28 protein-coding genes and 1 tRNA gene are annotated in these 24,752 nt (G+C 71.5%); 16 read left to right on the top strand and 13 right to left on the bottom strand.

All coding sequences use genetic code 11. From position 1 onward, the window contains the following. Nucleotides 1-34: 34 nt before the first annotated feature. Nucleotides 35-922, bottom strand: coding sequence for a hypothetical protein (locus K7B10_RS01730; RefSeq protein ID WP_229334173.1), 888 nt, complete (start codon nucleotides 920-922; stop codon nucleotides 35-37). Between the two features lie 69 nt (nucleotides 923-991). Here K7B10_RS01730 and K7B10_RS01735 point away from each other — a divergent pair, with 69 nt between their 5' ends. Both K7B10_RS01735 and K7B10_RS01740 read left to right on the top strand, forming a co-directional pair. Further along, nucleotides 992-1,492: a GNAT family N-acetyltransferase gene (locus K7B10_RS01735; RefSeq protein WP_229334174.1), complete on the top strand. Its 501-nt coding sequence runs from the start codon at nucleotides 992-994 to the stop codon at nucleotides 1,490-1,492. Between the two features lie 250 nt (nucleotides 1,493-1,742). After that, complete coding sequence (locus tag K7B10_RS01740; protein WP_229334175.1) at nucleotides 1,743-2,114, top strand: amphi-Trp domain-containing protein; 372 nt, start codon at nucleotides 1,743-1,745, stop codon at nucleotides 2,112-2,114. A 210-nt stretch (nucleotides 2,115-2,324) separates the two neighbouring features. Here the strand turns inward: K7B10_RS01740 and K7B10_RS01745 are convergent, their stop codons facing one another. Then, nucleotides 2,325-3,029 (bottom strand): DUF1345 domain-containing protein, encoded by a 705-nt coding sequence (locus tag K7B10_RS01745; protein ID WP_229334176.1) that lies wholly within the window; start codon nucleotides 3,027-3,029, stop codon nucleotides 2,325-2,327. A gap of 279 nt (nucleotides 3,030-3,308) precedes the next feature. After that, nucleotides 3,309-3,815 carry a DinB family protein gene (locus K7B10_RS01750; RefSeq protein ID WP_229334177.1) on the bottom strand — a complete coding sequence of 169 codons (507 nt, stop codon included), beginning with the start codon at nucleotides 3,813-3,815 and terminating at the stop codon, nucleotides 3,309-3,311. A gap of 160 nt (nucleotides 3,816-3,975) precedes the next feature. On the opposite strand from K7B10_RS01750, the gene K7B10_RS01755 reads away from it, so the two are divergent. The 4 genes from K7B10_RS01755 to K7B10_RS01770 all read left to right on the top strand — a co-directional run bounded on the left by K7B10_RS01755 (nucleotide 3,976) and on the right by K7B10_RS01770 (nucleotide 5,999). Next, nucleotides 3,976-4,050, top strand: a tRNA-Trp gene (locus tag K7B10_RS01755). A 78-nt stretch (nucleotides 4,051-4,128) separates the two neighbouring features. Beyond that, nucleotides 4,129-4,584: an RpiB/LacA/LacB family sugar-phosphate isomerase gene (locus K7B10_RS01760; protein ID WP_229334178.1), complete on the top strand. Its 456-nt coding sequence runs from the start codon at nucleotides 4,129-4,131 to the stop codon at nucleotides 4,582-4,584. 127 nt (nucleotides 4,585-4,711) lie between these two features. Beyond that, nucleotides 4,712-5,239 carry a 2'-5' RNA ligase family protein gene (locus tag K7B10_RS01765; RefSeq protein WP_229334179.1) on the top strand — a complete coding sequence of 176 codons (528 nt, stop codon included), beginning with the start codon at nucleotides 4,712-4,714 and terminating at the stop codon, nucleotides 5,237-5,239. A 370-nt stretch (nucleotides 5,240-5,609) separates the two neighbouring features. Further along, a complete protein-coding gene (locus K7B10_RS01770) occupies nucleotides 5,610-5,999 on the top strand; it encodes a hypothetical protein (RefSeq protein WP_229334180.1) in 390 nt (129 codons plus the stop codon). 148 nt (nucleotides 6,000-6,147) lie between these two features. Here K7B10_RS01770 and K7B10_RS01775 read toward each other — a convergent pair whose 3' ends face one another. Then, on the bottom strand, nucleotides 6,148-6,564 hold the full coding sequence (locus tag K7B10_RS01775) for a hypothetical protein (RefSeq protein ID WP_229334181.1): 417 nt from the start codon (nucleotides 6,562-6,564) through the stop codon (nucleotides 6,148-6,150). A 339-nt stretch (nucleotides 6,565-6,903) separates the two neighbouring features. Here K7B10_RS01775 and K7B10_RS01780 point away from each other — a divergent pair, with 339 nt between their 5' ends. Both K7B10_RS01780 and K7B10_RS01785 read left to right on the top strand, forming a co-directional pair. Next, nucleotides 6,904-7,182 carry a GlsB/YeaQ/YmgE family stress response membrane protein gene (locus K7B10_RS01780; RefSeq protein ID WP_229334182.1) on the top strand — a complete coding sequence of 93 codons (279 nt, stop codon included), beginning with the start codon at nucleotides 6,904-6,906 and terminating at the stop codon, nucleotides 7,180-7,182. A 250-nt stretch (nucleotides 7,183-7,432) separates the two neighbouring features. Next, the gene (locus tag K7B10_RS01785; protein WP_229334183.1) at nucleotides 7,433-7,606 is read left to right on the top strand and encodes a CsbD family protein; all 174 of its coding nucleotides are present in this window, start codon (nucleotides 7,433-7,435) and stop codon (nucleotides 7,604-7,606) included. A gap of 106 nt (nucleotides 7,607-7,712) precedes the next feature. Here K7B10_RS01785 and K7B10_RS01790 read toward each other — a convergent pair whose 3' ends face one another. From K7B10_RS01790 to K7B10_RS01800, 3 genes are all read right to left on the bottom strand, one after another. Next, nucleotides 7,713-8,123, bottom strand: coding sequence for an SsgA family sporulation/cell division regulator (locus K7B10_RS01790; RefSeq protein WP_229334184.1), 411 nt, complete (start codon nucleotides 8,121-8,123; stop codon nucleotides 7,713-7,715). A gap of 66 nt (nucleotides 8,124-8,189) precedes the next feature. Further along, nucleotides 8,190-9,779 carry a phytoene desaturase family protein gene (locus K7B10_RS01795; RefSeq protein WP_229334185.1) on the bottom strand — a complete coding sequence of 530 codons (1,590 nt, stop codon included), beginning with the start codon at nucleotides 9,777-9,779 and terminating at the stop codon, nucleotides 8,190-8,192. Then, nucleotides 9,772-10,224 (bottom strand): SRPBCC family protein, encoded by a 453-nt coding sequence (locus K7B10_RS01800; protein ID WP_229334186.1) that lies wholly within the window; start codon nucleotides 10,222-10,224, stop codon nucleotides 9,772-9,774. The genes K7B10_RS01795 and K7B10_RS01800 overlap by 8 nt, the downstream gene beginning before the upstream one ends. A gap of 269 nt (nucleotides 10,225-10,493) precedes the next feature. On the opposite strand from K7B10_RS01800, the gene K7B10_RS01805 reads away from it, so the two are divergent. From K7B10_RS01805 to K7B10_RS01815, 3 genes are all read left to right on the top strand, one after another. Continuing rightward, a complete protein-coding gene (locus K7B10_RS01805; protein WP_229334187.1) occupies nucleotides 10,494-10,682 on the top strand; it encodes a DUF6381 family protein in 189 nt (62 codons plus the stop codon). Nucleotides 10,683-10,945: 263 nt separating this feature from the next. Then, nucleotides 10,946-12,706 (top strand): SpoIIE family protein phosphatase, encoded by a 1,761-nt coding sequence (locus K7B10_RS01810; protein WP_229334188.1) that lies wholly within the window; start codon nucleotides 10,946-10,948, stop codon nucleotides 12,704-12,706. 131 nt (nucleotides 12,707-12,837) lie between these two features. Then, nucleotides 12,838-13,353, top strand: a complete 516-nt coding sequence (locus K7B10_RS01815) for a hypothetical protein (protein WP_229334189.1) — start codon at nucleotides 12,838-12,840, stop codon at nucleotides 13,351-13,353. 55 nt (nucleotides 13,354-13,408) lie between these two features. Here the strand turns inward: K7B10_RS01815 and K7B10_RS01820 are convergent, their stop codons facing one another. The 6 genes from K7B10_RS01820 to K7B10_RS01845 form a co-directional block, all read right to left on the bottom strand. Next, complete coding sequence (locus K7B10_RS01820; RefSeq protein WP_229334190.1) at nucleotides 13,409-14,434, bottom strand: iron-containing redox enzyme family protein; 1,026 nt, start codon at nucleotides 14,432-14,434, stop codon at nucleotides 13,409-13,411. Continuing rightward, nucleotides 14,431-14,700: a CDGSH iron-sulfur domain-containing protein gene (locus tag K7B10_RS01825; protein WP_229334191.1), complete on the bottom strand. Its 270-nt coding sequence runs from the start codon at nucleotides 14,698-14,700 to the stop codon at nucleotides 14,431-14,433. Before K7B10_RS01825 ends, K7B10_RS01820 begins: the two co-directional genes overlap by 4 nt. After that, nucleotides 14,684-15,325 (bottom strand): HemK2/MTQ2 family protein methyltransferase, encoded by a 642-nt coding sequence (locus K7B10_RS01830; protein ID WP_229344695.1) that lies wholly within the window; start codon nucleotides 15,323-15,325, stop codon nucleotides 14,684-14,686. Before K7B10_RS01830 ends, K7B10_RS01825 begins: the two co-directional genes overlap by 17 nt. Before the next feature lie 86 nt (nucleotides 15,326-15,411). Further along, the gene (locus tag K7B10_RS01835) at nucleotides 15,412-15,639 is read right to left on the bottom strand and encodes a DUF6479 family protein (protein ID WP_229334192.1); all 228 of its coding nucleotides are present in this window, start codon (nucleotides 15,637-15,639) and stop codon (nucleotides 15,412-15,414) included. Nucleotides 15,640-15,783: 144 nt separating this feature from the next. Next, nucleotides 15,784-16,122, bottom strand: coding sequence for a hypothetical protein (locus K7B10_RS01840; protein WP_229334193.1), 339 nt, complete (start codon nucleotides 16,120-16,122; stop codon nucleotides 15,784-15,786). A gap of 143 nt (nucleotides 16,123-16,265) precedes the next feature. After that, nucleotides 16,266-17,312 carry a YihY/virulence factor BrkB family protein gene (locus K7B10_RS01845; protein ID WP_229334194.1) on the bottom strand — a complete coding sequence of 349 codons (1,047 nt, stop codon included), beginning with the start codon at nucleotides 17,310-17,312 and terminating at the stop codon, nucleotides 16,266-16,268. A gap of 217 nt (nucleotides 17,313-17,529) precedes the next feature. On the opposite strand from K7B10_RS01845, the gene K7B10_RS01850 reads away from it, so the two are divergent. From K7B10_RS01850 to K7B10_RS01870, 5 genes are all read left to right on the top strand, one after another. Continuing rightward, nucleotides 17,530-19,764, top strand: a complete 2,235-nt coding sequence (locus tag K7B10_RS01850; protein ID WP_229334195.1) for a catalase — start codon at nucleotides 17,530-17,532, stop codon at nucleotides 19,762-19,764. A gap of 140 nt (nucleotides 19,765-19,904) precedes the next feature. Further along, complete coding sequence (locus tag K7B10_RS01855) at nucleotides 19,905-20,273, top strand: PRC-barrel domain-containing protein (RefSeq protein WP_229334196.1); 369 nt, start codon at nucleotides 19,905-19,907, stop codon at nucleotides 20,271-20,273. A 234-nt stretch (nucleotides 20,274-20,507) separates the two neighbouring features. Next, nucleotides 20,508-21,251: an SDR family NAD(P)-dependent oxidoreductase gene (locus tag K7B10_RS01860; RefSeq protein ID WP_229334197.1), complete on the top strand. Its 744-nt coding sequence runs from the start codon at nucleotides 20,508-20,510 to the stop codon at nucleotides 21,249-21,251. Between the two features lie 108 nt (nucleotides 21,252-21,359). Beyond that, nucleotides 21,360-22,943: an FMN-binding glutamate synthase family protein gene (locus K7B10_RS01865; protein WP_372481350.1), complete on the top strand. Its 1,584-nt coding sequence runs from the start codon at nucleotides 21,360-21,362 to the stop codon at nucleotides 22,941-22,943. Between the two features lie 48 nt (nucleotides 22,944-22,991). Next, nucleotides 22,992-24,719 (top strand): thiamine pyrophosphate-dependent enzyme, encoded by a 1,728-nt coding sequence (locus K7B10_RS01870; protein WP_229334198.1) that lies wholly within the window; start codon nucleotides 22,992-22,994, stop codon nucleotides 24,717-24,719. The last annotated feature ends 33 nt before the right edge of the window (nucleotides 24,720-24,752 follow it).

The raw sequence follows: 24,752 nt of genomic DNA on the forward strand, positions 1-24,752 counted from the left end.
AGGGCAGGCGCCCGCCCAGGCTCGGACGCCGTGTTCACCGCTCGCGGTGGGTGAGCTCCTCGACCTTGCGGGCCGCCGTCTCGGCCCTCGCTCGCGCCGTGGTTGCCGCACGCCCGGCCTCCCTCAGGCCCGCTGCCTCGGCCGCGCTCGACGCACGGGCCGTCACCAGCCGCTCCTTCGCCGCCCGTAGGTCTTCCTCGGCTGCCTTCACGGCGTCGGCCGCGCGGTCGAGACGGTCCTGCGCGGCGGCCCGGGCCGCTTCCAGGCGCTCCGCCTCCGCCCGGGTCTCGGCCGACTCGGCCCGGGCCGCCTCCACACGCCCGCGGCGCGCCCGCTCCGCCTGACCGTCCGCATCTCGTTGCGGTGGCCGGGCGTGCTCCGTCGAGGATCCGTCCGGCCGGGCCGCCCGTGCCGGTCGAGGAGGAGCGGCGCCTGGCGACGGCTCCAGGCCGGTGAAACCCGACACCGTGTCCGGCGCCTTGGCCAGCCGGCCCCCCGACCACTGCGCGGCGACGTCGGCATCCGCGAGGACCGCGTGCAGGATCTGCTCGACCTCGTAAAGCGCCGAGTCGCTCACGCTCTGCCCGGCCTCGGCGGCCAACGTGCGCGCCGTACGCGCGAGCTCACCGATCACCACGTGCTGATCATGCGACAACTTCCGCAACCGTTCGGCGTCCAATGTCCGGTGCGCGGCACGGAGCGCCTCACCGAGCCGGACGAGGCGCTGCGCCTCCTTCGGCCGGTTGCGGGCCAGCAGGCCCGCCGTCCACGCCGCGACCGTCGGCCTCCGCAATGCCGCGACCGCGGCGGCGAGCCGCTTGTCGCCGGCCTTGCGCGCCTCGACCACGTACGCGTCCCGCGCCGCGGTGAACTCCGACGGCCGCAGCCCGTACAACTCCACCGCCACCGACTCCACGTCCATACCGGAAGTCTCCCGCCCGCGTCCCGGAGGCCCGTGCAGCGCCTCTGCGTGTCGTGTGATGCTGGCGTCATGACTGGTCAACTCGAGGTCGCCGTCGTCCGCTGGCCGGACCAGAGCCCTTCCGTTGAGGACGGGCTGGCAGGTCTGTTGACGGACTACCACCTGCGGACGGAGGCGGAGAAGGGCCGGGCCGTGGCCGACGTGCACGGGTTGCCTGAGCGCTACCGGGCAGAAATCCTGGCCCCACGGACCGCGTTCGCCGACGATGCCGTGCTCTTGGCCCTCACTGGGGACACGGTCGTGGGGTGCCTGGTGGTGGCAGCCCCTGCCGACGGGCGGTCGGAGATCAAGAGGCTCTGGACCGACCCGGCGTTCCGGGGCAGGGGCATCGCGTCCGGCCTGCTTTCCGCCGCGCTCGCGCATGCCGCGGAGAGCGACGTGAGCGGTGTGCGGCTGTCGGTGTGGAAATGGCGGAGCGGGGCCGTCGCCCTGTACGAACGGCTCGGCTTCGTCATCACCGAGTCGTGGGACGAGCGGGATCAACTGGTCTGCATGCAGCGCCCGGTGTGAGCGGTCACCGGCACGAAGGGTGCGGGGACGACCTCTCGTCGCCCTACCGGGCATGGCGACGTCCCAGCGGTGGACGGGATCGACCGCCAAGAGGCCGACCAGCTGCACACCCGGCTCGGCGGCGATCACCAGCTGGGCCGAGGACCTTTGCCCTGGGGCCGACCGCCCGGCAGGACGGCGAGGATGTCCAATCCCGCACAAGGCCTCAGAATGGACGTTATGCGCCCTCTATTCCGGAATGGGAAAGAGCATGACGGACCTCAAGTTTGAACAGAAGCGCTCGTTGTCGCGTATGGAAGCGGCCGACCAGCTCACGGCACTCGCGGCCATGATGAGGGAAGGCGGGGATGCCGAGCTGGAACTCGTCCCCGGGACGCTGAGTCTGCGGATCCCCGATGACCTCCGCAGCGAGATCGAGGTCGAGGTGGGCGACGGGCAGATCGAGCTGGAGATCGAGTTCACGTGGCCGACCACACCGCGCCGCCCAGCTCCACCGCACACGGCCACAAGCACGGAGAAGACCCCGAGGCGCAAGAGCGCGGCCGCGGCCGAACCCGACCGGAGCAGCACGCGTACCAGCAGGAGCAAGACCGCCAAGCGATCCGCCACCAGAACACCGTGATCGCCGGCTCACGAGCCATAGCGCTCTGTCGGCCGATCTCGTCACGGCTGGTGTTCGATCGTTCGCTGCTTGCATGCGGGCCCGGTGGGCCACCCGGCCGGCGGGGCGGCAAGAGGATCCGGGCGGCCAGCCACACACCGAGCGAGCAACACCAGGATCAGCGCGCCCCCGACCAGGGCACCTGGCGACGCCCGGCCACTTACGCAGGTCTCAGGCCAGGACGTTCACGGCCCTGGCGACGACGAGTCCCAGGATCATCAGGGAAAGGATGGACTGGATGGTCATGACGCTCTTCGCCCAGGGGGCGAGTGGCATGACGTCGGTGGGGCTCAGCGCGGTGGAATTGGTGAACCCCAGGTAGAGGTAGTCGACGTAGTGGGGGCGCCAGTGCGTGGCGTTCAGTTCGGGGCTGAGGTGCTGGGGAAAAGCGAGCGCGGGAGTGGGGGGCATGTGGTGCGCCCGTGCGGCCGGCCCGCCGCTGTCGAGCTCGAAGTACAGGAGGGAGAATGCCAGAACGGTGGAGGCCCAGACGCTGCCGCCGGCCAGCAGGAGGGCATCGGCGGAGCTGGTCTCGTGCCCGCCGTGGATGAGGTCGTCGATCAGCTGGACGGTCGACCAGATGGCGCTGCCCACGAGTACGACGACCATGACGATCGCCACTGCGCGCAAGGCGGTGGAGCGGCGGCTGATCCGGCCGGGGTCTCCCGAGATCAGCACCACCAGCAGCAGGGCTTCGGCGAGGGGAACCGCCCATCGGGGTCCAAGACGCAGGTCGTCGGGCAGAAGCAGGGTGAGCACCGCGGAGGCGAGGACCGCCGCGGCCATCGGCCAGCGGCTCTCGGTGTGAACGGCGGATCTCCGCCCCGGCGCCCGCGAGCTCGTACGGTCCGTGTCGGACGGGTTCTCTCCGCTCACGACCGACCGCTTCCCGGGCCTGGTGCCTGCTCAGGTCGCATGTGCCCTCAAGGTCGTACGAGGTGAGGCGTCACGGAGGTGCCGGTCGCCCTTGCCGTCGGGTTCATGTGCCGCTCCTCGCAGGTGAAGGCGTACGGGGAGGCCGCCCCGACGACCTCGACTTCCAGGCCTGGGATCCTCGCCCGGAAGACGCGGGGCCGGACCGCGGACCCACCGTAGACCGAGGTGAATACGGCCCGCCGCCGACACGCTCCACGTTCACACGCCCGCCTGCCGGATCTAGTCGCCGGTCGTGCCGTCGAGCATCTCGCGCAGGATGTCCAGGTGGCCGTTGTGGCGGGCCGTCTCCTCGGTGAGGTGGAGGAGGATCCAGCGCAGGTCGACATGGCGACCGTCGCGGACGGCTCGCCGGGCCTGCTGGTCCAGGCTGTTCCCGGCGACCAGTTCGCGGTAGCGGGCGCTCTGTTCCGCGTATTCGTCGAGCAACTGCGTGAGCGGGAATTCGACGGCGATACGCATCTCGCGGTCGGGGTCCTCATCGGTCCAGGGGCCCCGGTCTTCCTCGCCGAGGAAGACCACCTGGAACCAGTAGTACTCGACCCAGCGGAGGTGGTTGATCAATCCGCTCATGGTCATCAGCGGTGAGCCCGGCAGGAGCGCCTTGCGGGCGTTCTCCGCGGAGACGCCATCGCACTTGGCGCGGGCGGTGTCACGGGTGTAGTCGAGAAACGTGGTGAGCTGGGTGCGCTCGTCCCACGCGGGCGGCGTGTCGTCGCTTCTTGTCATCGCGCGAAGCGTCCCCGATCACCGCGCCCGATGTCGAGGCATTTGACCGCGGGCCCGACCTGCCCCATCAGGTCCTTGTCCGGTGAGTCACCGCAGCCAGCCAGCGCCAGCGGGCCACCCGGCAAGATCCGCCGGACGCCCCTAGAATGCCGGGGTGGGCGGATCCGTAGCGCAGAGGTCGACGCGCGCGGTCTCCAAAATCGCGAGGACACCGGTTCGAATCCGGTCGGCTCCGTCCGCAACCGACCGCAACGCGCAGGCCCCACCGCGACTCGCGGCGGCCGTCCGTACTACGGCCGGTTAGTCTCGGGGCATGCGGATCTCCGTTTCCTCGGACATGGACGAACCCGTGGCGCGCGCACTCCTGGTGCAACTGCGCGACCGCGGACACGACGTGGTGACGTACGGGGCGCTGAGGCCCGGCGACGATCCGCAGTGGGCAGCCTGCTCGGAGGCGGCGGCCCGCGAGGTGGCCGCCGGCAACGCCGACCAGGCCGTCGTGTGCTGCTGGACCGGTACGGGCGCCTCGATCGCCGCGAACAAGGTTCCCGGCGTACGCGCGGCCCTGTGCACGGACGCCTACACGGCGGACGGTGCGCGCCGCTGGAACGACGCCAACGTGCTCGCGCTCAGCCTGCGCCTGACCTCGGAACCGCTGCTCAAGGAGATCCTCGACGCCTGGTTCGCCACCGAGGCGAGCACGGACGCCGAGGACCGGGAGAACGTAGCGCGCGTCGAACGGCTCGACGGCACCAGGACCACATCCTGAAGGGAGCCGTGCCGCCGGCGGGGTGAGATGGTCGCCTCCGGCACCGCGAGGCACGGGCGCCGACCGCGCCCGCCTCGGAGTGCGATCGGCGCAGTAGCGCAGCGCACTGGCCTGCGATGATGGCGGCATGCCAGAGCCAGGGACCACTGCCGTCGTCATCGTCCTGCCCGATGCCGCCCCGCTCCTCGATGCGGCATGGCGCATCGACCCGGCTCTGGTGCGTCGGGGGGTGCCGGCGCACGTGTCGCTGCTCTACCCGTTCGTGCCGGAATCTGCGCTGACGGGTCGGGACGAGAGCGCCGTGCGTTCCCTGGCTGCGGGTTTCCCGGCAGCTGATCTTGTGCTGGAGGAGGTCGTGACGGCGCCCGGCTTCGTCGCCGTCACCGTTCCGGGGCTCCAGCCCGCCGTCGATGCGTTCCGGACCCGGTGGCCCGAGTTGCGCCCGTACGGCGGCCGCTTCGGGGCACGGCCCGCCGCCCATGTCACGGTCGCCATGGGGGCGGACGACCCGACGACGGCCGCCCGTGTCCGCACTGCGATCGACGGCCTGCTGCCCCTGCGCATCCGCGCGGCGGAGGTACAACTGGTGGTCCTGGCGGAGGGCGGCTGGCAGTCACGGCTCACCGCACCACTCGGCGTCCCGGAAGCCCCGTGACGCCAGCACGTCCACCTCACCCAGCTCCGCCTGCCGGCCACCCCACGCCGGCTGCCGGCGACGGGTCAGCGGCGTTCCCGCACCGCGGCGGCCACCGTGCGTGCGAGGCGGCCAGGCAGGTCAACACAGCGGCGCCCGCGGCAAGGGGTTCGGCCAGCCACGTTCTTCCGGTCCGCCGACGTGCCCCGGCTCCTGCGGAGCTCGCGCAGTGGGATGAGAACCCCGGCTCCGAGCCCATGACGCCGCGGGATGCCGCGCTGTTCGCCGCCGACGCCCTGCTCACGGGAAGCGCGCCCCTGCCGCGGATCGCCGCCCTGCTACGGGGCACGACGCCCGGCCTTGAAGCCAATCCCATTTCGTGGAGACCACCGTGCGCGACGTTCCGGACTCCCCCGTCCTGGCGCCCGATGAGAGCCTGCCCACCCTGACGGGAGATGTCCGCCCGGTCCTCCACGCGCTCGCGGCGACGGCCCCGCCGGGCGACCTCGCCGCCGCCTGGCGCACAGCCGTGGACGTGCGTACCCGGGCTTTGGACCTGTGTGCCCGGGCGGAAGCGGAACTCGCCGTCCAGGCGCCGGGCGAGGCCACCACGGAGTGGTGGATCAGCAGGCGGCTGCCTGCCGGGATCTGGCTGCTGGAGGAGCTGCGCACACGGCGGCCGAAGCCGACCGGGACCGCTCTGTCAGCCCTCGGTCTGCTGCTGCAGCGCGACCAGCTCGCCACGATCGACCGGCTCGGCCGGGAACCTGCATGCGTCTGATGGCGCCGAGACGGGGTGCACCCGTGGTGCGGCCGCCCCGATCAAACGGCGGCCCGGCTCGCATCCCTCTGAACCGGGGTCCGGGGGCGGGCGGGGCAGGCGGGGCGGGCGGGGCGTGGCTGCTCCGGCCTTCTCGGACAGCGGCGGCTCAGATCTCCTTGGTGGCGTTCAAGCGAGCGACATCCGCGGCGTACGCGGCGGTGCGGAGCGCCGAGGTTCCCGACACGTACAGGCCGGTGCCGACGACGGCGAACGGGAGGGAAAGCAGGAGGCCCGCGGTGATGGGTCCCCAGTCACGCTCGGCATCGCAGCGCTCCCCCGTGTCTGCGCGGTAGGACACGGCGACCCTCCCGTTCTGGTGGAAAGCGCGGGACTCGCACTCGACTGCCTTGAGGTGCGCGCCCTCGCCGGCGCTGAAGGGGAAGACGAGCAGGTAGCCCAGCCACAGCCAGATGAGCACGGCTACGGCCATCAACCCCCGTCCCCAGCCCTGTTGGCGCAAGCCCCGCACCCGGAACTCCCTGTCGTACACCTGGGCCAGCGAGTTCATCGGGGTGACGTTCATGGGAGTGAACCTAGCGCAGGCCGGCCCGGTGGTATCCACCGCCCGGTGGGGGCAGCCCTGCTGTCGAGCCGGCCTCGGCCAGGATGCGATCGGGTGCCGGGCCAGCTATCGGGCCAGGGCTTCGGCGACGGGCCGGGGCCGTTCGACAGCGAAGAAGATCGAATGCTGCGCCTTGATCACGAAGAGCGAGTCTTCGTCCTCCGCCCCGTTCTCCTCCGGTCTCTGCCACCGGATCCGGACCCGCACCTGCCGCGCGGGGCACGGCGAACGTTTGGAATCGCAAGCAGCGTGCAGAAGCGATCCGACACTGACCGCGCAGGACAAGGCAGGAGACACAACATGGGCATCATCGCTTGGATCCTCATCGGACTGCTGGCCGGCCTCATCGCCAAGGCGCTCATGCCGGGCAGGGACCCGGGCGGGATCATCATCACCACGCTCATCGGCATCGCCGGAGGCCTGCTCGGCGGCTGGCTCGGCAAGGTCATCTTCGGCGTCGACTCCATCGACGGCTTCTTCGACCTGTCCACGTGGATCGCAGCCATCGTCGGATCCGTCATCCTGCTCGCCCTCTACCGCCTCGTCACGGGAAACCGGCATTCCCACCGGCACGCCTGACCGCAGGCAGCAGGAAGCGCGGGTCTTCCGTGAACGGCGCCCCCTCACGGCGGGGGCGCCGTTCGTGCGTGGCGTTCCTGAACGGGGATGGGTACCCGATGCGGCGACATCCGACCGGCGTTGCGGTTCCGGCGATCACCATTCCTGTCCTTCGTCGCGACCGGCGACGAAAGGTGCACGTTTGCGGGCCGCGATCCGGGTCAGACGCGCGGGGCAAACAGTTCCCCGCACCCCCAGGGAGTGATCAGCCGTGTCGAAGGACGAGAAGGGCCGGGCCAAGACCGAACAGGCCAAGGGCAAGCTCAAGGAAACGGCCGGCCGCCTGGTGGGCAACGAGCGGCTGACTGCCGAGGGCCGCGGCGAAGCGGCGAAGGGCGATGCCCGCCAGGCCAAGGAAAAGATGAAGGACATGTTCAAGCGCTGATCTGACCCCACCACGGAGCAGTGCCTCGGTCCCGAACCCGTCTGGGGTCCGGGACCGAGGCATGTCCGGGCTTGCCGCCCGGGCGATCGCGAGTCCGTCGCCCGCGTCAGCGGGCCAGCAACTCGTCGAGGAGCTTGTCCACGTCGAGGAACTCCTCCCCCGCACCGGTGACGGCGTACGTCTGGTGCAGAAAGTCCGTGAGCGGGCGGGCCTCCACGAAGAGGACGGCATCCCCTTGCCTCTGCCCGGCGTAGCCCCGCAGAGCGACGCGGAGCTCGTCGACGCCGGCCTCCCGGTGGGGACGGAAGCCGACGTCTCCCTCGCCCACCGGACGGTGCAGTCCCTCGGCGATCATCTGCCGGTCGAAATGCCAACGGGCCAGGACCGTGGGGCCGTCGAGGAACGTGGCCCGCACCGCGTACGGGTCCCCGCCGTCGTACGAGAAGCGGGCGAGGAGCGGCAAACGGCTGCTCGCCGCGCCGAGGTGAACAGTGACCAGAGTGGATACGAACGACATCGACGGGCCTCCGGGGTGGGCTGCACGGTGGCACTCGTCTGCCCCGCCCCGCCCTTGGCACACGGCTCACATGCGTTGGGCCCGGTGGAACAGGGGGTGGAGTCCGTGGCCTCGCAGGGCGGCGCGGGCGGCGTTCGCGCCGGGTGCTCCGTGGACGCCGCCGCCGGGGTGGGCGGCCGCGGAGGCGAGGTAGAGGCCCTTGACGGGGGTCTCGGGCCGGCCGGTGCCGGGGGTGGGGCGGAAGATCGCCTGCTGGTGGAGGGCGGTGGTGCCGTTGTTGATGGCGCCGTTGTGGAGGTTCTCGTCCATGGCCTGGAGGGTGGTGGGGGCCAGGATGCGGCGGGCGAGGATCAGGGTGCGGAAGCCCGGTGCGAACCGTTCCACCTGGGCCTCGACGCGGTCGGCCATGGCTTCCTGTTCGCGCGCGTCCCAGCAGCCGGTGATGCCGTCCGGGCCGGCGTCGGAGGCGATGTGCTGCGGGACGTGGGTGTAGGCCCACGCCGATTCAGTACCGGCCGGTGAGCGTGTCGGGTCCGCTGTGGTCATCTGGCCGAAGAGGGCGAACGGTTCGTCGGGGACCTGGTCCATGGCGATCCGCGAGGCGAACCGGGTCAGGCCGTCGACGCCGTCGGCGACGTGGACGGTGCCGGCGCCCGCGGCCTGCGGTGCCGTCCACGGGACCGGGCCGGACAGGGCCCAGTCGACCTTGAAGGTCGCGAAGTCCCACTGGAAGCGTTCCAGGTCCCGCAGGAGGCGGGACGGGAGGTGCTCCTCGCCCACGAGGTCCCGGTAGAGGGCCGGTGCCGAGGTGTCGGCGAGTACGGCGCGACGTGCGGCGACCGTCTCCCCGCCCGCGGTCCGGACCCCGACCGCCGTGCCGCCGCGTACGACGACGGAGGCGACGCGCTCCCCGCAGCGCAGGACACCCCCGCGGCTCCGCAAACGGCTGACCAGCGCCGCGGTCAGAGCGCCGGACCCTCCGACGGGGACCGGGAAGCCGTGGCTCTGACCGAGCATCGACATCAGCCAGCCGAAGCCGCCGCTGCCGACGGCTTCCGGGGACAGGTCTGCGTGCAGCGCGTTGCCGGCCAGCAGGAGCCGGCCGCCCTGTCCGGTGAATTCCTCCTCGCCCATGCGGCGCACGGGCAGGGCCAGGTTACGGGCGAACCGCAAGCCGCCCGCGGCCCGGAGTTTCACGGCCAGGCGAAGGCCGGCGCGGACCGGGGGGAAGGGGGTGAACAGGGCCTGGACGAGATCGGGACCGACCCGGCTCCACGCCTCGTACATGTCCCGCCAGACATCACCGTCGGGCGGCGCGAACGCCTCCAGCCCGGCCGCGGTCTCCTGCACGCGCCGTTCGAGCACCGCACACCTGCCGTCCAGCAGGGGATGCGCCAGTACGGACGGGGCGTGGCTCCACCGCAGGCCCTCGGCGGCGAGGTCGAGGCGGGCGAGCACCGGGGAGGCGGCGGCCAGCGGGTAGAAGGCGCTGAAGAGGTCCGAGACGTAGTCGGGATGGACTCCCCTGTCGCTGCGCACCGCGCCTCCGGGTCCGGGCTGCGCCTCCAGGACCTCGACGCTCCAGCCGGCGTCCGCCAGCACGTTCGCGGCCACCAGCCCGTTCGGGCCCGCGCCGATCACCACCGCGTCAGGCATGGCGGGCCCCTGCGGGACCCCGCTCCACGATCCGGGCCAAGCGGGCCAGCATCCCTCGATGGCGCAGCTGCAGCAGCGCTTCCACGGCGGGGTTGTGCAGCGTTCCGCCCAGGCCGCGCAGGGGGTGCTCGTCGCAGACGACCAGGGTCTCCTCGCCCCACGGCCGGAGCTGGAGGAAGATCCTCGCGGTGCCCAAGGTCTGGAACGAGGCCTCCAGTTCCAGCTCCCGGCCCGGTTCCCGGTGGCGTACGGTCGTCACGCCTTCGGTCGACCACGGGCCCAGCCGCACGGTGTAACGCAGCCGGGATCCGACCTCGGGCCAGAGCTGATCGAGCGGCGTCGACTCGGAGGGTCCCACCACCCACTCCCCGTACAGGGTCGGATCGGCGAGCACCGCCCACACCGCGTGCGGGGGCCGGTGAACGAGCTGGTTCCGGACGGCCATGAGAAAGTCCTTCCGCTCGTGCGTGCCTTTCTCCCCGGAGACCTTGCACTGGGCTCCTCACCGCCCGCGACCAGTCCGGCTCTTCACCGGATTGCCGTGGGGGTCGCCCGCCCCGCCTCCACCACTGGTCCTGTCATCGTCCCACCGTTCGCGCAGGTGGTCGCGCCGGCTCCGGACGCAATGAGCACCCCGGCTGCCGGGCGCGGTGGCGCGTCGGCCCTCCCGCTGCTTGCCTGGGAGGACCCGTACCCCGGATCCGAGGAGTGATCATGAGCGGTGACAGCCGGCCGAGCGAGCGGGCCCAGCAGATGCGTGCCAAGGCCGAAGAACTGGAGCAGGCGGCGCAGCACGCCACCGATCCCGCGGAGCGGCAGCGGCTGAAGGACCGGGCCATGCGCATCCGGGAGAAGACCGAGCAGGAGAACGGCAGGGGCAGCGGAACCATGGACCCCATGTAGGCCGGCCCCGCGGGTGACCTGCTCCCGTCCGGATCGATGGGCGAGCCCGCGTCCGGCGGCGGTACGCGTCGTCCGGCGGCGGCCCCGTCACCGTACGACCGGCCAAACAGCCCAGCGCCGGTCTACGATGCCGTTCAGGGCTTCGGGACAGCCGGACCGGAGGGCAGATGTCGGAGCAGGGCCGGATGACCGGAGTGGACCCGGGAAGCGCCCGGCGGCGGGCCTTGATCCTGGCCGGGCTTTCGGCGGCTTCCGATCCCGGGATGGACCGTTTCGCCCGGCTGGTGTCCCGGCTGCTCCGCGTGCCGGTGGCCTTCGTTTCGCTGGTCGAGGAAGACCGGCAGATCCTGCCCGGCCTGTACGGTCTGCTCCAGCCCTGGGCAGCCGCCCGCGCCCTGCCCCCGTCGCACGCGCTCTGCCGGAGCGTGGTGGACTCCGGGCAGCCCTTGGTCGTGCCCGACGCACGCACCGATGAGCGGCTTCGTACCAGCCCGGCAGCCGTCGAGGACCTCGGGGTCGTCGCGTATGCCGGGATGCCCCTGACCGACGCTGACGGGATCGTCCTGGGCGCCCTGTGCGCCGTCGACCACGAGCCCCGTACCTGGAGTGACGGCGAACTGTCCGACCTGGAGGATCTGGCCGCGGCATGCTCCGCCGAGCTGTGCCTGCGCATCCTGTCGGCGCAGAGCCGGTCCGTGCAGAAGGTGCTGGAGACCGCGCGGGCCGGCGCCGATCGCGCCCGGAGCGACGCGCAGCGCCTGGAGCGCGATGCCCAGGCCGGACTGGACCATGCCGAGCTGCTGCTGAGGGCATCGGAGGAGCTGGCCCGGACATCCGGGCTGGAGGACGTACGAAGACGGCTGCGGGACCTTTTCGTCGGCGCCGGGAAGCCCTCGTACGTCGGCCTGCTCGTCGCCGAGAAGGACGAACTGCACTGGGTCCCCGACCCGGACATCGAGCACGCGGTGGAACGGGAGGTCCTCACGATGCCCGTGACCGCGGCGTTTCCGAGCGCCCGGGCCATGCGGGAGCGGCGTCCGGTCTTCGTACCCGACCGCGAGGCACTCGTCGCCGACTACGGCCCCGAGGCGGTCGGCTTCTTCGACCGCATGGGCTTCACCACCGTGCTGTGCCTGCCGCTCTGGGGCAGCCGCTCCGTGCTGGGCGTACTCACCGTCTGCTGGGCCAAGCGGCACGAGGTGGGCGTCACCGAGCGCGCCACGCTCACCGCCGCGTCCGGTTACATCGCGCAGGCGGTGGAGCGCGCCCTGTACCTGGACGAACGGGTCTCCGTGGCCAGGCAGCTCCAGGAAGCCATGCTCACCGATCTTCCCCTTGCCGACCCCCTCGAGATCAGCGCCCTGTACCAGCCGGCCGCGGTCGGCGACATGATCGGCGGGGACTGGTACGACGCCTACCACCTGCCGCCCGCCTCAGCCGGCGGGTCCCGAGCACTCATGGTCACGGTGGGCGACATCACCGGCCACGACATGCACGCCGCCACGATCATGGGCCAGATCCGCAGCATGCTGCGGCAGGCCACCCTCGACCACCCCCCGTACAGCCCTGCCACCGCTCTGACCGCCCTGGACGCCGCGTGCTCGATCCTGCCCGTCGAGGCCAGCGGCACACTGGTCCACGCGCGCCTCGCCCCGGCCGAGAACGGTCCCGGCTGGACGCTGACCTGGTCCAACGCCGGCCACCCGCCGCCGCTGCTGCGTACCCCCGACGGCCGGGTGACCATCCTGGTCGAGCACGACATCCTCCTCCATCGGAGCCTGGGGCCCTTCCTCCGCACGGAGGCACGGCGCGACCTTCCACCCGGCTCCACACTGCTGCTCTACACCGATGGCCTCATCGAGCGCCGCGGTCACGACATCGACGCCTCCATCGCACGGCTCGGCGCCCTGCTCGCTCGACACGGTGACCGTCCGCCGGCCGAACTGCTCCGCCGGATCAGCAGCAGACCGGCGGACGATGCTCCCGGCGACGATGTCGTCGTGCTGGCCCTGCGGGCTCCCTGACGGAGCCGCCGGCGGTGTCCGCGGCCGCTGACGGCATGGATGTCTCCGGTTCGGGCTTGACGGTTCACGACCGGGGTAGGCGCCAGCCGTGTTCGGCGGATTGTCCGGGCGCGAACCCAAGGAGCAGTTCCATGATTCTCATCCTCGGACTCATCATTCTGATCGCCGCCATAGTCATCGGCCTGGCCGGAATATTCGGCAACACCGGTTCGGGGCACGATCTCGGCGGTGGCGGCGATTTCTCGATATTCGGCTACCACGCGACCGGTTCGACCGGGGCTCTCTTTCTGATCGGGATCATCGTGGGAGCCGCAGCCCTCTTGGGCCTGGCGCTCGTCGTGATGGGCGCCCGCCGTTCGGCCCGCCGCTCGACGCGGGCCCGAAGGGAGCTGGGCACATCACGCCGTGAGGCCACCGCCGTCGAGCGCGAGCACGAACGCGAGCGGGACGAACTGATCAAGCAACGTGACGACGCCCGTGCCGAGACCACGCGTGACGACACCCGCGCCGGGACGACTGCTCCGGCGGCCGATACCGCTCCTCCGATGGCCGAGCCCGCTGCTCCGGCGGCGGAGACCACTGCTCCGGTGGCGGACGCCCCGCGCGGTCGTGGCCGCTGGTTCGGCCACCGAGCCGCGCCCCGCTGACAGCAGTGGCCGCACGAGACAACGGGCCTTGGCCGATACCCCGTCGGCCGAGGCCCTACGGATGCGGCAAGGGCGACCGCAGCGCACTGCGGCCCTGGTCCCAGGCCTGGCGGATGTGGATCGCGAGGCGGTCCTCCAGCAGCACGGTGGCCGCGCACCCGAAGGCGATGTCCGCCTCGAGGCCCGGCTCGTCGGCCAGCAGGCCCGCGATGACCTCGTGGCGTACGACCTGCTCGTGGACGGCATCGGCCTCCACGTGCTCGGCGTAGAAGTGCTCCGCGGCGGGTCCCGCTCCGCAGCGCCGCATGGCCTTGGCCAGGCGCCTGGACCCGGGCGACGAGGTGACCTCGACGCACGCGAAGTGCCCTACGAGAGCGCCGCGCAGGGCCCTGTGGAGCCCGAAGAGGGACATCAGGTTCACTGTCGCGAGCAGGGGCGCCGGAGCGCGGTCCAGGTAGCGGCCGTACTCCGGATCCAGATCCAGGTCGGCCATGAGGTCCGCGAAGAGCCGCGCGTGGATGCGATCGGCGCGGCCGGCACCGAACTCGTCGTACTCGATGGCCACCATCGCGGCCTTCGCCCGTCCGGTGAGCCGGGGAACCACCCACAGGTGCGGGTCGGCCTCCTTGAGGTGGTAGAGCGAGCGCAGGGCCGCGTACTCACGCACCTGCCACGGCTCGCCCTCGGTTTCGAGACGGTGGCTCAGGCTGGCCGAGAGGTCGACGGGCTCGACGAGCAGCGGGGCGAAGGCCTCGGCGACCGACCGGGGAGCACGGGACAGCTCGGTGCGCAGGGCGTGGAGGAAACGGGTTTCGAGGGCCTGGCGCAGCCGCAGCAGGTCCGGGTCCCACTCGCGCTCGTCGTCCACGCCGGCGAAGCCGCGGTAGTGCAGTTCGTAGAGGAGGTACAGCGCGAGCTGGAGGTCCTCCCCCCACGGGTCCGCCTCCGGCACGGACCCGGCGGCGTACACCGGCGGGGAACCCGATCGCAGGGCCTCCGTCACGGAACGCGACAGCTCGCCGCGCCCCTCGACGAGCCGGGGGCCGCCGGCGGTCGTCGTGCTCGGGCTGGGAGGAGTCATCTCTGGATCCTGTCCTCGGGCTCGGGTGGCGTTTGCGCCCGCTCGCGGCGGCGGTGGCTGGTGTCGCACCAGGGGTAGGTGCGGCTGCGACGACAGGTGCACAGCGCGACCAGGAAGCGGTCCGAGCGGGCGACCGTCCCGTCCTCCAGGACGATCTCGACCGGACCCTCGACCAGGACCGGGCCCTGCGGATCCACGGAGACCCGGCGGGCGGGCGCCGCCGCGGAAGCAGGCCGGGAGGGACCGTGTTCATGTGGACTCGGCACGGATCACCACCAACTCTTCCCACTGCTCGGCTTCCGCCGCCAGCCCCTGCTGCTCAAGCCAGGCCCGTCGCGAACGCAGTACGGGGCCCCACGGGACGGAGGCCTTCGCCGTGACCTCCGCGGCCAGCCCCGCCCCGGTCAGGCGGTCGAGCGTCCGCTCGGCCCCGCACATCCCCGAGTGCACCATGAGCAGGACACCGCCGGGACGCAGCAGGGCGGGCGCGTCGGCGCAGATCCGGTCGATGACCCCGCGCCCGTCAGGGCCGGCGTCCCAGGCCCGCGTCGGCCCGTACGACGGGAGCCGGTGCCCCGGGGCGGGGACGTACGGCGGATTCGTGATGACCAGGTCGTAGCGGGACCCGGCGGTGCGGGCCGCGAAGTCGCCGTGCAGGACGCGCAGGGGCAGTCGGCGGAGCAGGGAGTTCAGCCGCGCCGTGAGCACGGCGGGCCAGGAGACGTCGACCGCCGTGACCCGGGCTCCCCTGCCCGCGGCGTGCAGGGCCAGCGCACCGGTGCCCGTACCGATCTCCAGGGCCTCCGTGCGCGGCCCCAGCTGCTCCTGGGCGAGCGCCTCGGCGAGGAGGAGGGTGTCCGCCTGCGGCCGGTAGACACCCGGCAGGGTCATCAGGCCGACGGTCAGCGGGGACGGGGACGGGGACGGTGCCGTCCTGGGCGGCGCGGCTCGCCCCTCGCGCAGCGCACCGGGCCGGCTCACGGGCGGGGCTCCTGGTCTGCGCTGCCTTCCGGTGTCTGCCAGGAATCCTCCCGTCCGCGTGCCGCCGGATTCTGCTCGGCCGGGCGGGCAGGCGCCCGGCGCCGCGCGCTACGCCGGCTGCCGTACCAGAAGGCGCCGATCAAAAGGACGACCACCACCACACCGGCGAGGAGGAGGAAAAACGCCCCCTGGCCTTCGGCAGCAAGAATTTCGGTAGGAATCATGGGTGGCGCCTACCCGCAATCGCCAGGCTTACGGAAAACTCCTCCCGGAATTCCGGCGGAGGATCTCCGGCGGTCGCCGGGGCTCGGAAGGGACCGGCATCGCTGCGGGTCAGCCGATCGGAATGCGAGCGGCCCCGGACGCTTTCATCGGCGTCCGCGGCCGCGCCGCACCAGCAGGAAGACGATCAGGGCGGCGCCGGCCACGAGCAGCGGCTTGCGGTTGGCGCGCGCCGCGCCGGCGACCCGGCCGGCCTTGTCCAGAACCGGATCGGGCGTCGTGTCCATCACCAACTGCGCGACGTGCAGGGCCTTCCCGCGCATCCGGTCGGCGACCGCGGCGGTCTTCTCGGCGGTCTGCGGCTTGATGTCGGCCTTGCCCGCCAAAGACTCGATCTGCCCGAGCTCGTCGTGAGTGCCTTCTAGCTGCTCGCGCAGCTCGTCGGCGGTGGGCGTACCGGTGTCGGTTCGGGGTTCGTGGGTCATCGCTGCGCTGCCTCCTGGGTCTCGGCCTGCGGCGACCGCCCGGTTACGGTCCGCACACGGCTCTCGTGGCGCGCCTACCCGGAAAGCGGACGCGCATCGGCCACGGGCAGACGGTTCTGCGCGGGCGGCGCGGTCGTACGCGGTCACCCCTCCATGCGGCGGCGGTCCTCGTCGCTCCAGGCACGGGTTTCCCTGGGCCGGACGTAGGGTTCCGTGTCCTCGGGCAGCCCTCCGGCTATTGCACGCTGACGGGCCAGTTCCGCGTCGAACTCCAGCCCGAGGAGGATCGCGAGGTTGGTGATCCACAGCCAGACCAGGAAGACGATGACACCCGCGACGGTGCCGTACGTCTTGTTGTAGGAAGCGAAGGTCGCGACGTAGAACGCGAAGCCGGCCGAGGCGACCATCCAGATCACCAGGGCCAGGACGCTGCCCGGTGTCACCCACCTGAATCCACGGCCCTGGGCGTTCGGCGCCGCCCAGTACAGCAGCGCGACCATGATCGTGACGAGGAGCACCAGGCCCGGCCATTTCGTGATCGACCACAGGGTGAGGACGCTGTCGCCGATCCCCAGGGCCGCGCCCACCTGCCGGGTCAGCCCTCCGGTGAAGACCACGATCAGCGCGCTGGCACAGGCGAGGACCATCAGCGTCACGGTGAGCGCCAGGCGCAGCGGCAGTACCTGCCACACCGGACGGCCCTCGGGCATGTCGTAGACGGCGTTCGCGGAGCGGATGAACGCGGCCACGTAACCGGAGGCGGACCACAGCGCCACGAGGAGACCGACGACCGCCATCACCGACCCGACGCCACTGCGGCCCTGCAGCTGCCGGACCGCGTCTGTGATCACGTCCCGCGCGGAGCCTGGAGCCAGCTGTTGCAGGCTGGCCAGCAGCCGCTCGGTCGTCGACGCGCCGACCAGACCCAGCAGGGAGACGAGGACCAGGAGGGCGGGGAAGAGCGCCAGCACCGCGTAGTAGGTCAAGGCCGCGGCGCGGTCGGCCAGTTCGTCGTTCCGGAACTCCTTGGCCGTGCCGAGCAGTACCGCCCGCCAGGAGCGTGCGGGCAGGCCGGAAGGCTGGTCCGGGGCCCGCTCCTCGACCAGCTCGCTCGGCCCCGCCACGCCGTCGCGCTCGGTGTCGGCCCGATCACGGTCGCCGCCATGGCCACGCTTCGCAGGGGGTGTCATGCCCAGCTGCTGTCCGCCCGAGGGCCACTCATGCCCGTACGACACGCGGGAACACGTTCCGTCGTCGAGGGGCGCTGCCGCGCTTCTCACCAGCAGACTGATCCAAAAGTGAGGAATTGCATCATTACGGGACATCAAAGAGGGGTGTGCGGGTAGCCGGAGACCACGGACCCCCAGCAGCAGGACGACGAACACAGGCGGCCCAAGGAGAACGATCATGACGAAGCGGCAGTCATCCAGCGACACCGCCAAGAACGACCTGCCGGGCAGGCCCGGTCCGCAGTCACCGCAGCTCGCCGAGCCGACGGAGCCCGCCGGGCCCCTTCCTCCCAAGCCCGACCAGGACGGACCCGAGACGGTGGGCCCCACCGGGCAGGCGACGGGGGCGGACCAGGCACGCGTGGCGCAGAGCGGCGCCTACCTGACGACGGCCCAAGGCACGCGTCTGCCCGACACCGACCACTCCCTGAAGGCCGGGGCACGCGGCCCGGTGCTGATCCAGGACCACCACCTACGCGAGAAGATCACCCACTTCGACCACGAGCGGATCCCGGAGCGGGTCGTCCACGCACGCGGGGCCGCCGCCCACGGCGTCTTCCAGGGCTACGGAGCCGCCGGCGAGGTGTGCAAGGCCGCGTTCCTCGGCAAGGACGTGGAGACGCCCGTGTTCGTACGGTTCTCCACCGTCCTCGGCTCGCGCGGCTCGGCCGACACCGTACGCGACACGCGCGGCTTCGCGACGAAGTTCTACACAGACGAGGGCACGTTCGACCTGGTCGGCAACAACATCCCGGTCTTCTTCATCCAGGACGCCGTCAAGTTCCCCGACGTCATCCACGCCGGCAAGCCGCATCCGGACCGCGAGATCCCGCAGGCGCAGAGCGCGCACGACACGTTCTGGGACTTCGTGTCCCTGCACACCGAAGCCACGCACCACACCATCTGGAACATGTCCGACCGCGGCGTCCCGAGGTCGTTCCGCATGATGGAGGGCTTCGGAGTCCACACCTTCCGGCTGGTCAACGCGGCCGATGAGAGCGTGCTCGTCAAATTCCACTGGAAGCCGAAGCTCGGCGTGCACTCCCTGGTCTGGGAGGAAGCCCAGATGATCAGCGGGATGGACCCCGATTTCCACCGCCGCGACCTCTTCGACGCCATCGAGTCCGGCGCCTTCCCGCAGTGGGAGCTCGGCATCCAGGTCTTCCCCGACACACCGGAGCAGACGTTCGAGGGCATCGACCTCCTCGACCCCACCAAGATCGTGCCGGAGGAGCTCTCGCCCGTTCAGCCCATCGGGCTGATGACCCTGAACGCCAACACGAAGAACTACTTCGCCGAGACCGAGCAGGTCGCCTTCCACCCCGGTCATCTGGTCCCCGGTATCGACGTCACCGACGACCCGCTGCTCGCCGGGCGGCTCTTCTCCTACCTCGATACGCAGATCAGCCGGCTCGGCGGCCCGAACTTCGGCCAGATCCCGATCAACCGGCCGCACGCCCCCGTCAACGACATGCTCCGCGACGGAATGCACCAGACGGCCGTCCACACCGGCGTGGCCCCCTACCGGCCCAACAGCCTCGACGGCGGCTGCCCGTTCCTGGCCGGAGCCGATACGGCCGCCTTCATCGAGACGCCCGTGAAGGTACCGGAGGCGAGCAAGGTCCGTCAGGCGCCCGCCTCCTTCTCGGACCACTTCACCCAACCCCGCCTCTTCTGGCTCAGCATGACTCCGCCCGAGCGCGAACACATCATCGCCGCCTACACCTTCGAACTGAACAAGTGCCACGAGCAGGTGATCAAGGAACGCATGCTGGAGGTACTGGCGAACATCGATCCGCAGCTGTGCGAACAGGTGGCCACGGGCCTGGGACTGCCGGTCCCCGCCGCCACCGTGCCGCTCGTCGCGGCCGACCTCAGCCCCGCCCTCTCCCAGCTGGGAGGGACCTGGCCGACCGACGGCCGCGTCGTAGGCGTCATCGCCGACCCGGCATCCGACCTCGACGGCGTACGCGGTGCCCGGCAGGCCGTCCTGGACGCCGGCATGGTGCCGCTCGTCATCGCCCCGACCGGCGGCGCCCTCGACCCGGACGGTGAACCGATCGCCGTTCAGCGGACCTTCGCAACCGCCCGCTCCGTCGAATTCGACGCCCTCCTGCTGGCCGGCGTGCCGCGGGCCGCAGCAGACGCGTACGGTGCCCGCGACGCCAAGGCCGGTACCGCCCGGCCCCCAGAAGCCCCCGACCCGCGCGTACTGCTTCTCCTCACCGAGGCCTACCGTCACGGCAAGGCCATCGGAGGCTGGAACGGCGCGGACCGACTCCTCGAAACCGCCGGCATCGTGACGGACGAACAGGGGATCGCCGTCGCCCACAGCGGCACCGCGGCCGTGGAAGCACTGACGACGGCGCTGGGCGGGCATCGGGCCTGGGACCGGTTCCCCGCCGCCCTGTGATCCTGGTGCATCAGGCACTGAAAGCGGGGCACACGAATTCCAGGCGGAAAGCACGACCCGCCGAGCACGACGTACGGAACAAGGAGGATCGGTGGAGAAGCAATTCCCGCCGTCCCCATTGACCGAGGAGTTGTTTTCGCGTGACTGAACATCTGTGGAGTTACCAGCCGACCGCGGGCCACCTGGCCGGTACGGACCTGACCGGCTACAAGGTCGAGGCGACCGACGGGAGCATCGGCAAGGTCGACAAGCACTCCGACGAAGTCGGTGACGCCTACGTGATCGTCGACACCGGCGTATGGATCTTCGGCAAGGAGGTTCTGCTGCCGGCGAGCACAGTCGTCAAGATCGACCCGGAAGAGCGGAAGATCTTCGTCGACCGCACCAAGGAGCAGATCAAGAGCGCCCCCGAGTTCCACCGTGACAAGCACCTCGGCGACGCCGGATACCGGGATGAGCTCGTCACCTACTACGGCGCCGGCGCCCCCTTCGGCGGCCACCCCTTCTGATCCGCTCCGCGCATGACGACGCCGGTCCCGGCACCCGTGGGGGTGCCGGGACCGGCGTCGTCCGTGACTGCTCACATCCCGGACGGGCGTGCCTACGCCCTTCGGGCAGAACAGCTGCGACTTCCTGCTCCGTGCGACATACGGCTCTCCGGCTCATGCCAGGATGCGGACCACGACGACGCACCCGCCCCCGCGTCGCACGCAGTGACGCCTCCCGCCTCGACGAGGAGACCCGTGAGACACACGACCAGCCGGATCCTGGTGACCGGTTCCGCCGACGGCCTGGGACGGGCCGCGGCGCACTCCCTTCTGTCAGCGGGATACGAGGTGGTGGTGCACGCCCGGAACCCGGAGCGCGCGACCGGCCTCGACCCACTGCTGGAACGGGGAGCGGGCATCGTGGTGGGTGACTTCACGGACCGCGATGCCGTACGACGCATCGCCACGGAGCTGAACGGCGCGAAGCCGCTCGACGCGGTCATCCACAACGCGGGCGTGTGGAGCGGCCCTGCGGTCATGCCGGTCAACATCATCGCGCCGTACCTGCTCACGGCCCTGCTGCGCGGACCCCGCCGCCTGGTGTACCTGAGCAGCGGCTCCCATTTCGACGGACACCCCTACCCGTCGCTCGCCGGCATCGACTGGCGGGGCGGGCACGCGGGCTCGTACGCGGACAGCAAGCTGTTCGTCACGGCGCTCGCGGCCGCCGTGGCCCGCCTGCGCCCCGGGGTGTTGAGCAACGCCGTGGATCCGGGCTGGGTGCCGACCAGGATGGGGGGCCCGCACGCTCCGGACGACCTCGAACTCGGCCACCGGACGCAGGAGTGGCTGGCGACGAGCGAGGACTCCCAGGCCCTGACGACCGGCGGGTACTGGTACCACCGCCGGCTGCAGCCGCCGCACCGGGCGGTCCACGACCAGGCGTTCCAGGACCGCCTGCTGCACGCGCTGGCCGACGAGACGGGCGTCGCGATCTGATCCGTGTGCGCGTCGGCCCAGGGCGGGACGGGCGTGGCCCGGGGCCGAGAACGACCGGGCGCGCACCCCGTGGCGGTTGGCGGGGAGACTTCGGGACACAAGCACGACGTGCTGAAGAAACTTCTCGTGGTCCTGCTCGTCCTGCTCGCCGCATGCGCGTCGGCCGCCGCCGTGCTGGCCGCCCCCTGGCTCGTGGCCCTGGCCGTCCCCCTGGTCCTGCTCGCGCTGGTGGCCGTACACGACCTCCTGCAGCAGCGGCACTCGATCCTGCGCAACTACCCGCTGCTCGGGCACCTCCGCTTCGCCCTGGAGGCCCTGCGGCCGGAGGTCCAGCAGTACTTCATCGAGCGGAACTTCGACGGGCGCCCCTTCGACCGGGACACCCGGAGCATCGTCTACGAGCGGGCCAAGGGGACCGACGCCGAGGAGCCGTTCGGCACCGAGCTCGACCTGTACCGGCCGGGCAGCGAGTACCTCACCCCGTCGATGGCGCCGCGGGCGGTGCGGACGGATCCGCCCCGGATAACGGTCGGCGGACCCGACTGCACCCGCCCGTACGACATGGCCCTGCTCAACGTGTCGGCGATGAGCTTCGGCTCGCTGTCGGCCAACGCCGTACTCGCCCTCAACACCGGCGCCCGGGCGGGCGGGTTCGCCCACGACACCGGCGAGGGCGGGCTGTCCGAGTACCACCTGCGCCCGGGCGGGGACCTCGTCTGGGAGATCGGCACAGGCTACTTCGGCTGCCGGACCGACGAAGGGGGCTTCGACGAGGGGCAGTTCGCCGAGAAGGCCGCGCACGAGCAGGTCAAGTGCGTGTCCTTGAAGATCAGCCAGGGCGCCAAGCCGGGTATCGGCGGTGTCCTGCCGGGAGCCAAGGTCGACGCCGAGATCGCGAAGGTCCGCGGCGTCCCTCAGGGCAGGACGGTCGTGTCGCCGCCCTTCCACCGCGTCTACTCCACGCCGCGCGAGCTGGTGCGCTTCCTGGCCCGGATGCGCGAACTCGCCGACGGCAAGCCCGTCGGCTTCAAGCTCTGCGTCGGCTCGCGCCGGGAGTTCCTCGCCGTGTGCAAGGCCATGCTGGAGGAGGACACCACGCCGGACTTCATCATCGTCGACGGCGCGGAGGGCGGAACGGGCGCCGCACCCCTCGAATTCGCCGACCACGTCGGGCTGCCGCTCGGCGAGGGGCTGATGACCGTACACAACGCCCTCGTGGGGACAGGTCTGCGCGACAGGATCCGGATCGGGGCCAGCGGCAAGGTCGCCACCGGCAGTGACCTCGTCAAACGCCTCCTCCAGGGAGCTGACTACACCAATGCCGCCCGCGCCATGATGTTCGCGGTCGGATGCATCCAGGCCCAGCGCTGCCACACGAACACCTGCCCCGTGGGCGTCGCCACCCAGGACGAGCGGCGCGCCCGCGCCCTCGACGTCGGTGACAAGGCGCAACGCGTGCGGCGCTTCCAGGAGGCCACGGTCAAGAGCGCCTTGCAGATCATGGCGGCGATGGGAGTCGACGAGCCGTCCGGGCTGCGCCCGCACCAGCTGCTCCAGCGGGTGGATCCGCATACCGTCCGCTCCTACGCAGAACTCCACGAGTGGCTCACACCTGGACAACTGCTCGCATCAGCGCCCGAGGGCTGGGCATCCGACTGGCGGGCGGCCCACCCGGACCGCTTCACCCACTGACACGCCGGCTCCCGGGACGGGGACGGCACCGGACGGAAGGGCACTCCTGTGGCACGTACCGTCGCCCACGTGATCGTCGACGCACTCAAGGAACTGGGTGTCCGGCACGTCTTCGGCGTTGTCGGGGACGCCTTGAACCCCCTGACCGACGCCATCCGCACCACCGAGGACCTGGAGTGGATCGGCTGCCGGCACGAGGAGGCCGCGGCCTTCGCGGCCTCGGCGCAGTCGCAGCTCTCCGACACCCTCGGGGTGTGCGCGGGCACGGTCGGGCCGGGGTCCGTGCACCTCCTCAACGGGCTCTACGACGCGGCCAAGAGCCGTACGCCGGTCCTGGCGATCTGCGGACAGGTCCCCCTCGCCGAAATCGGCAGCGACTACTTCCAGGAAGTCGACAACGACCTGCTCTTCCGCGACGTGGCCGTCTACCGCGCCACGGTCTCCTCGCCGGACCAGATGCCGCGGATGCTCGAGTCGGCCGTACGCGCAGCCGTCACCCAGGGCGGCGTCGCCGTCCTGACCGTCCCCGGCGACCTGGGCGACCAGGAGCTGGGCGAGGACCGCCCCACGCGGTTCGCCCTCGCGGCACCCCGCACGCGCCCCGAGGACCCGGCCCTCCTCGAGGCGGCCGGGCTGCTGAACTCCGCCTCCCGCGTCACCCTGCTCGTCGGCCGCGGGGCGCGCGGGGCCCGTACCGAGGTGCTCCGGGCCGCGGAACTGCTCGCCGCTCCCATGGTGCTCACCCTCAAGGCGAAAGAGGGCTTCGAAGGCGACAACCCCTTCCAGGTGGGACAGACCGGCCTCATCGGCAATCCCGCCGCCGCGCACGCGCTCGACAGCGGCGACGCGCTCCTCATGCTGGGCACCGACTTCCCCTACCGCGACTGGTACCCGACGGGCTGCAAGGTGGTTCAGGTGGACGCCCGTGCGGAGCACCTGGGCCGCCGGGTCCCGGTGGACGTGGGTCTCGCGGGCGATGTCGGGGCCACCCTGCGCGCCCTGCTCCCGCTGCTGGAGGAGGCTCCCGACCGTACGCACCTGGACGGCGCCCGCGAACGGTTCGCGCACTGGGAAGAGGGACAGCAGCGCCTGGCCGACCCGGGCCACGAGCACCGCCGGTCCGGCAGGCTGCGGGCCGCCCTGGACAACCGGGACCACGAGATCCGCCCGGAGGCCCTGGCCGCCGCGGTGGACCGGTATGCCGACGAGGACGCCGTTTTCACCTCCGACACCGGCATGGCCACCGTCTGGCTGTCCCGCTTCGTCAGCATGCGGGGAAGCAGGCGGCTCGTCGGCTCGTACAACCTCGGCTCGATGGCGAACGCCATGCCGCAGGCCCTCGGGGCGCAGCTCTGGGCGCCCGACCGGCAGGTCGTCGCCTTCTGCGGGGACGGCGGGCTCGGCATGCTGCTCGGCGACCTGATGACGATCAGGACGTACGGGCTCCCGGTGAAGCTCGTCGTCTTCGACAACCGCCGGCTGGGCATGGTCAAACTGGAGCAGGAGCAGGCGGGACTGCCCGAGTTCGGTACGCGACTCGACAACCCCGATTTCGCCGCGGTCGCCACGGCCCTCGGCCTGACGGGGATACGGGTCACCGATCCGGCCGAACTCCACGACGGTGTGCGCCGGGCCTTCGAGACCCCGGGGCCGGTCCTGCTGGACGTGCTGACCAACCCCGAGGAAGTGGCCGTGCCGGGCAAGCCGACCGTGGCCCAGGGATGGGGCTACGCCATCGCCAAGGTCAAGGAGATCCTGCCGGGCCGCGAGGACTGACGAAGAGCCCGCACCGGTGGCCGGCCCCGCCGC

This window comes from Streptomyces flavotricini (assembly GCF_020639365.1).
GTDB lineage: Bacteria > Actinomycetota > Actinomycetes > Streptomycetales > Streptomycetaceae > Streptomyces > Streptomyces flavotricini.

Excerpts from the sequence above, each read along its gene's own strand:
- K7B10_RS01730 (WP_229334173.1), bottom strand. The coding sequence starts at position 922 with ATGGACGTGGAGTCGGTGGCGGTGGAGTTGTACGGGCTGCGGCCGTCG.
- K7B10_RS01735 (WP_229334174.1), top strand. The coding sequence starts at position 992 with ATGACTGGTCAACTCGAGGTCGCCGTCGTCCGCTGGCCGGACCAGAGC.
- K7B10_RS01740 (WP_229334175.1), top strand. The coding sequence starts at position 1,743 with ATGACGGACCTCAAGTTTGAACAGAAGCGCTCGTTGTCGCGTATGGAA.
- K7B10_RS01750 (WP_229334177.1), bottom strand. The coding sequence starts at position 3,815 with ATGACAAGAAGCGACGACACGCCGCCCGCGTGGGACGAGCGCACCCAG.
- K7B10_RS01760 (WP_229334178.1), top strand. The coding sequence starts at position 4,129 with ATGCGGATCTCCGTTTCCTCGGACATGGACGAACCCGTGGCGCGCGCA.
- K7B10_RS01765 (WP_229334179.1), top strand. The coding sequence starts at position 4,712 with ATGCCAGAGCCAGGGACCACTGCCGTCGTCATCGTCCTGCCCGATGCC.
- K7B10_RS01775 (WP_229334181.1), bottom strand. The coding sequence starts at position 6,564 with ATGAACGTCACCCCGATGAACTCGCTGGCCCAGGTGTACGACAGGGAG.
- K7B10_RS01780 (WP_229334182.1), top strand. The coding sequence starts at position 6,904 with ATGGGCATCATCGCTTGGATCCTCATCGGACTGCTGGCCGGCCTCATC.
- K7B10_RS01790 (WP_229334184.1), bottom strand. The coding sequence starts at position 8,123 with ATGTCGTTCGTATCCACTCTGGTCACTGTTCACCTCGGCGCGGCGAGC.
- K7B10_RS01795 (WP_229334185.1), bottom strand. The coding sequence starts at position 9,779 with ATGCCTGACGCGGTGGTGATCGGCGCGGGCCCGAACGGGCTGGTGGCC.
- K7B10_RS01800 (WP_229334186.1), bottom strand. The coding sequence starts at position 10,224 with ATGGCCGTCCGGAACCAGCTCGTTCACCGGCCCCCGCACGCGGTGTGG.
- K7B10_RS01805 (WP_229334187.1), top strand. The coding sequence starts at position 10,494 with ATGAGCGGTGACAGCCGGCCGAGCGAGCGGGCCCAGCAGATGCGTGCC.
- K7B10_RS01810 (WP_229334188.1), top strand. The coding sequence starts at position 10,946 with ATGGACCGTTTCGCCCGGCTGGTGTCCCGGCTGCTCCGCGTGCCGGTG.
- K7B10_RS01815 (WP_229334189.1), top strand. The coding sequence starts at position 12,838 with ATGATTCTCATCCTCGGACTCATCATTCTGATCGCCGCCATAGTCATC.
- K7B10_RS01820 (WP_229334190.1), bottom strand. The coding sequence starts at position 14,434 with ATGACTCCTCCCAGCCCGAGCACGACGACCGCCGGCGGCCCCCGGCTC.
- K7B10_RS01830 (WP_229344695.1), bottom strand. The coding sequence starts at position 15,325 with ATGACCCTGCCGGGTGTCTACCGGCCGCAGGCGGACACCCTCCTCCTC.
- K7B10_RS01835 (WP_229334192.1), bottom strand. The coding sequence starts at position 15,639 with ATGATTCCTACCGAAATTCTTGCTGCCGAAGGCCAGGGGGCGTTTTTC.
- K7B10_RS01840 (WP_229334193.1), bottom strand. The coding sequence starts at position 16,122 with ATGACCCACGAACCCCGAACCGACACCGGTACGCCCACCGCCGACGAG.
- K7B10_RS01845 (WP_229334194.1), bottom strand. The coding sequence starts at position 17,312 with ATGACACCCCCTGCGAAGCGTGGCCATGGCGGCGACCGTGATCGGGCC.
- K7B10_RS01850 (WP_229334195.1), top strand. The coding sequence starts at position 17,530 with ATGACGAAGCGGCAGTCATCCAGCGACACCGCCAAGAACGACCTGCCG.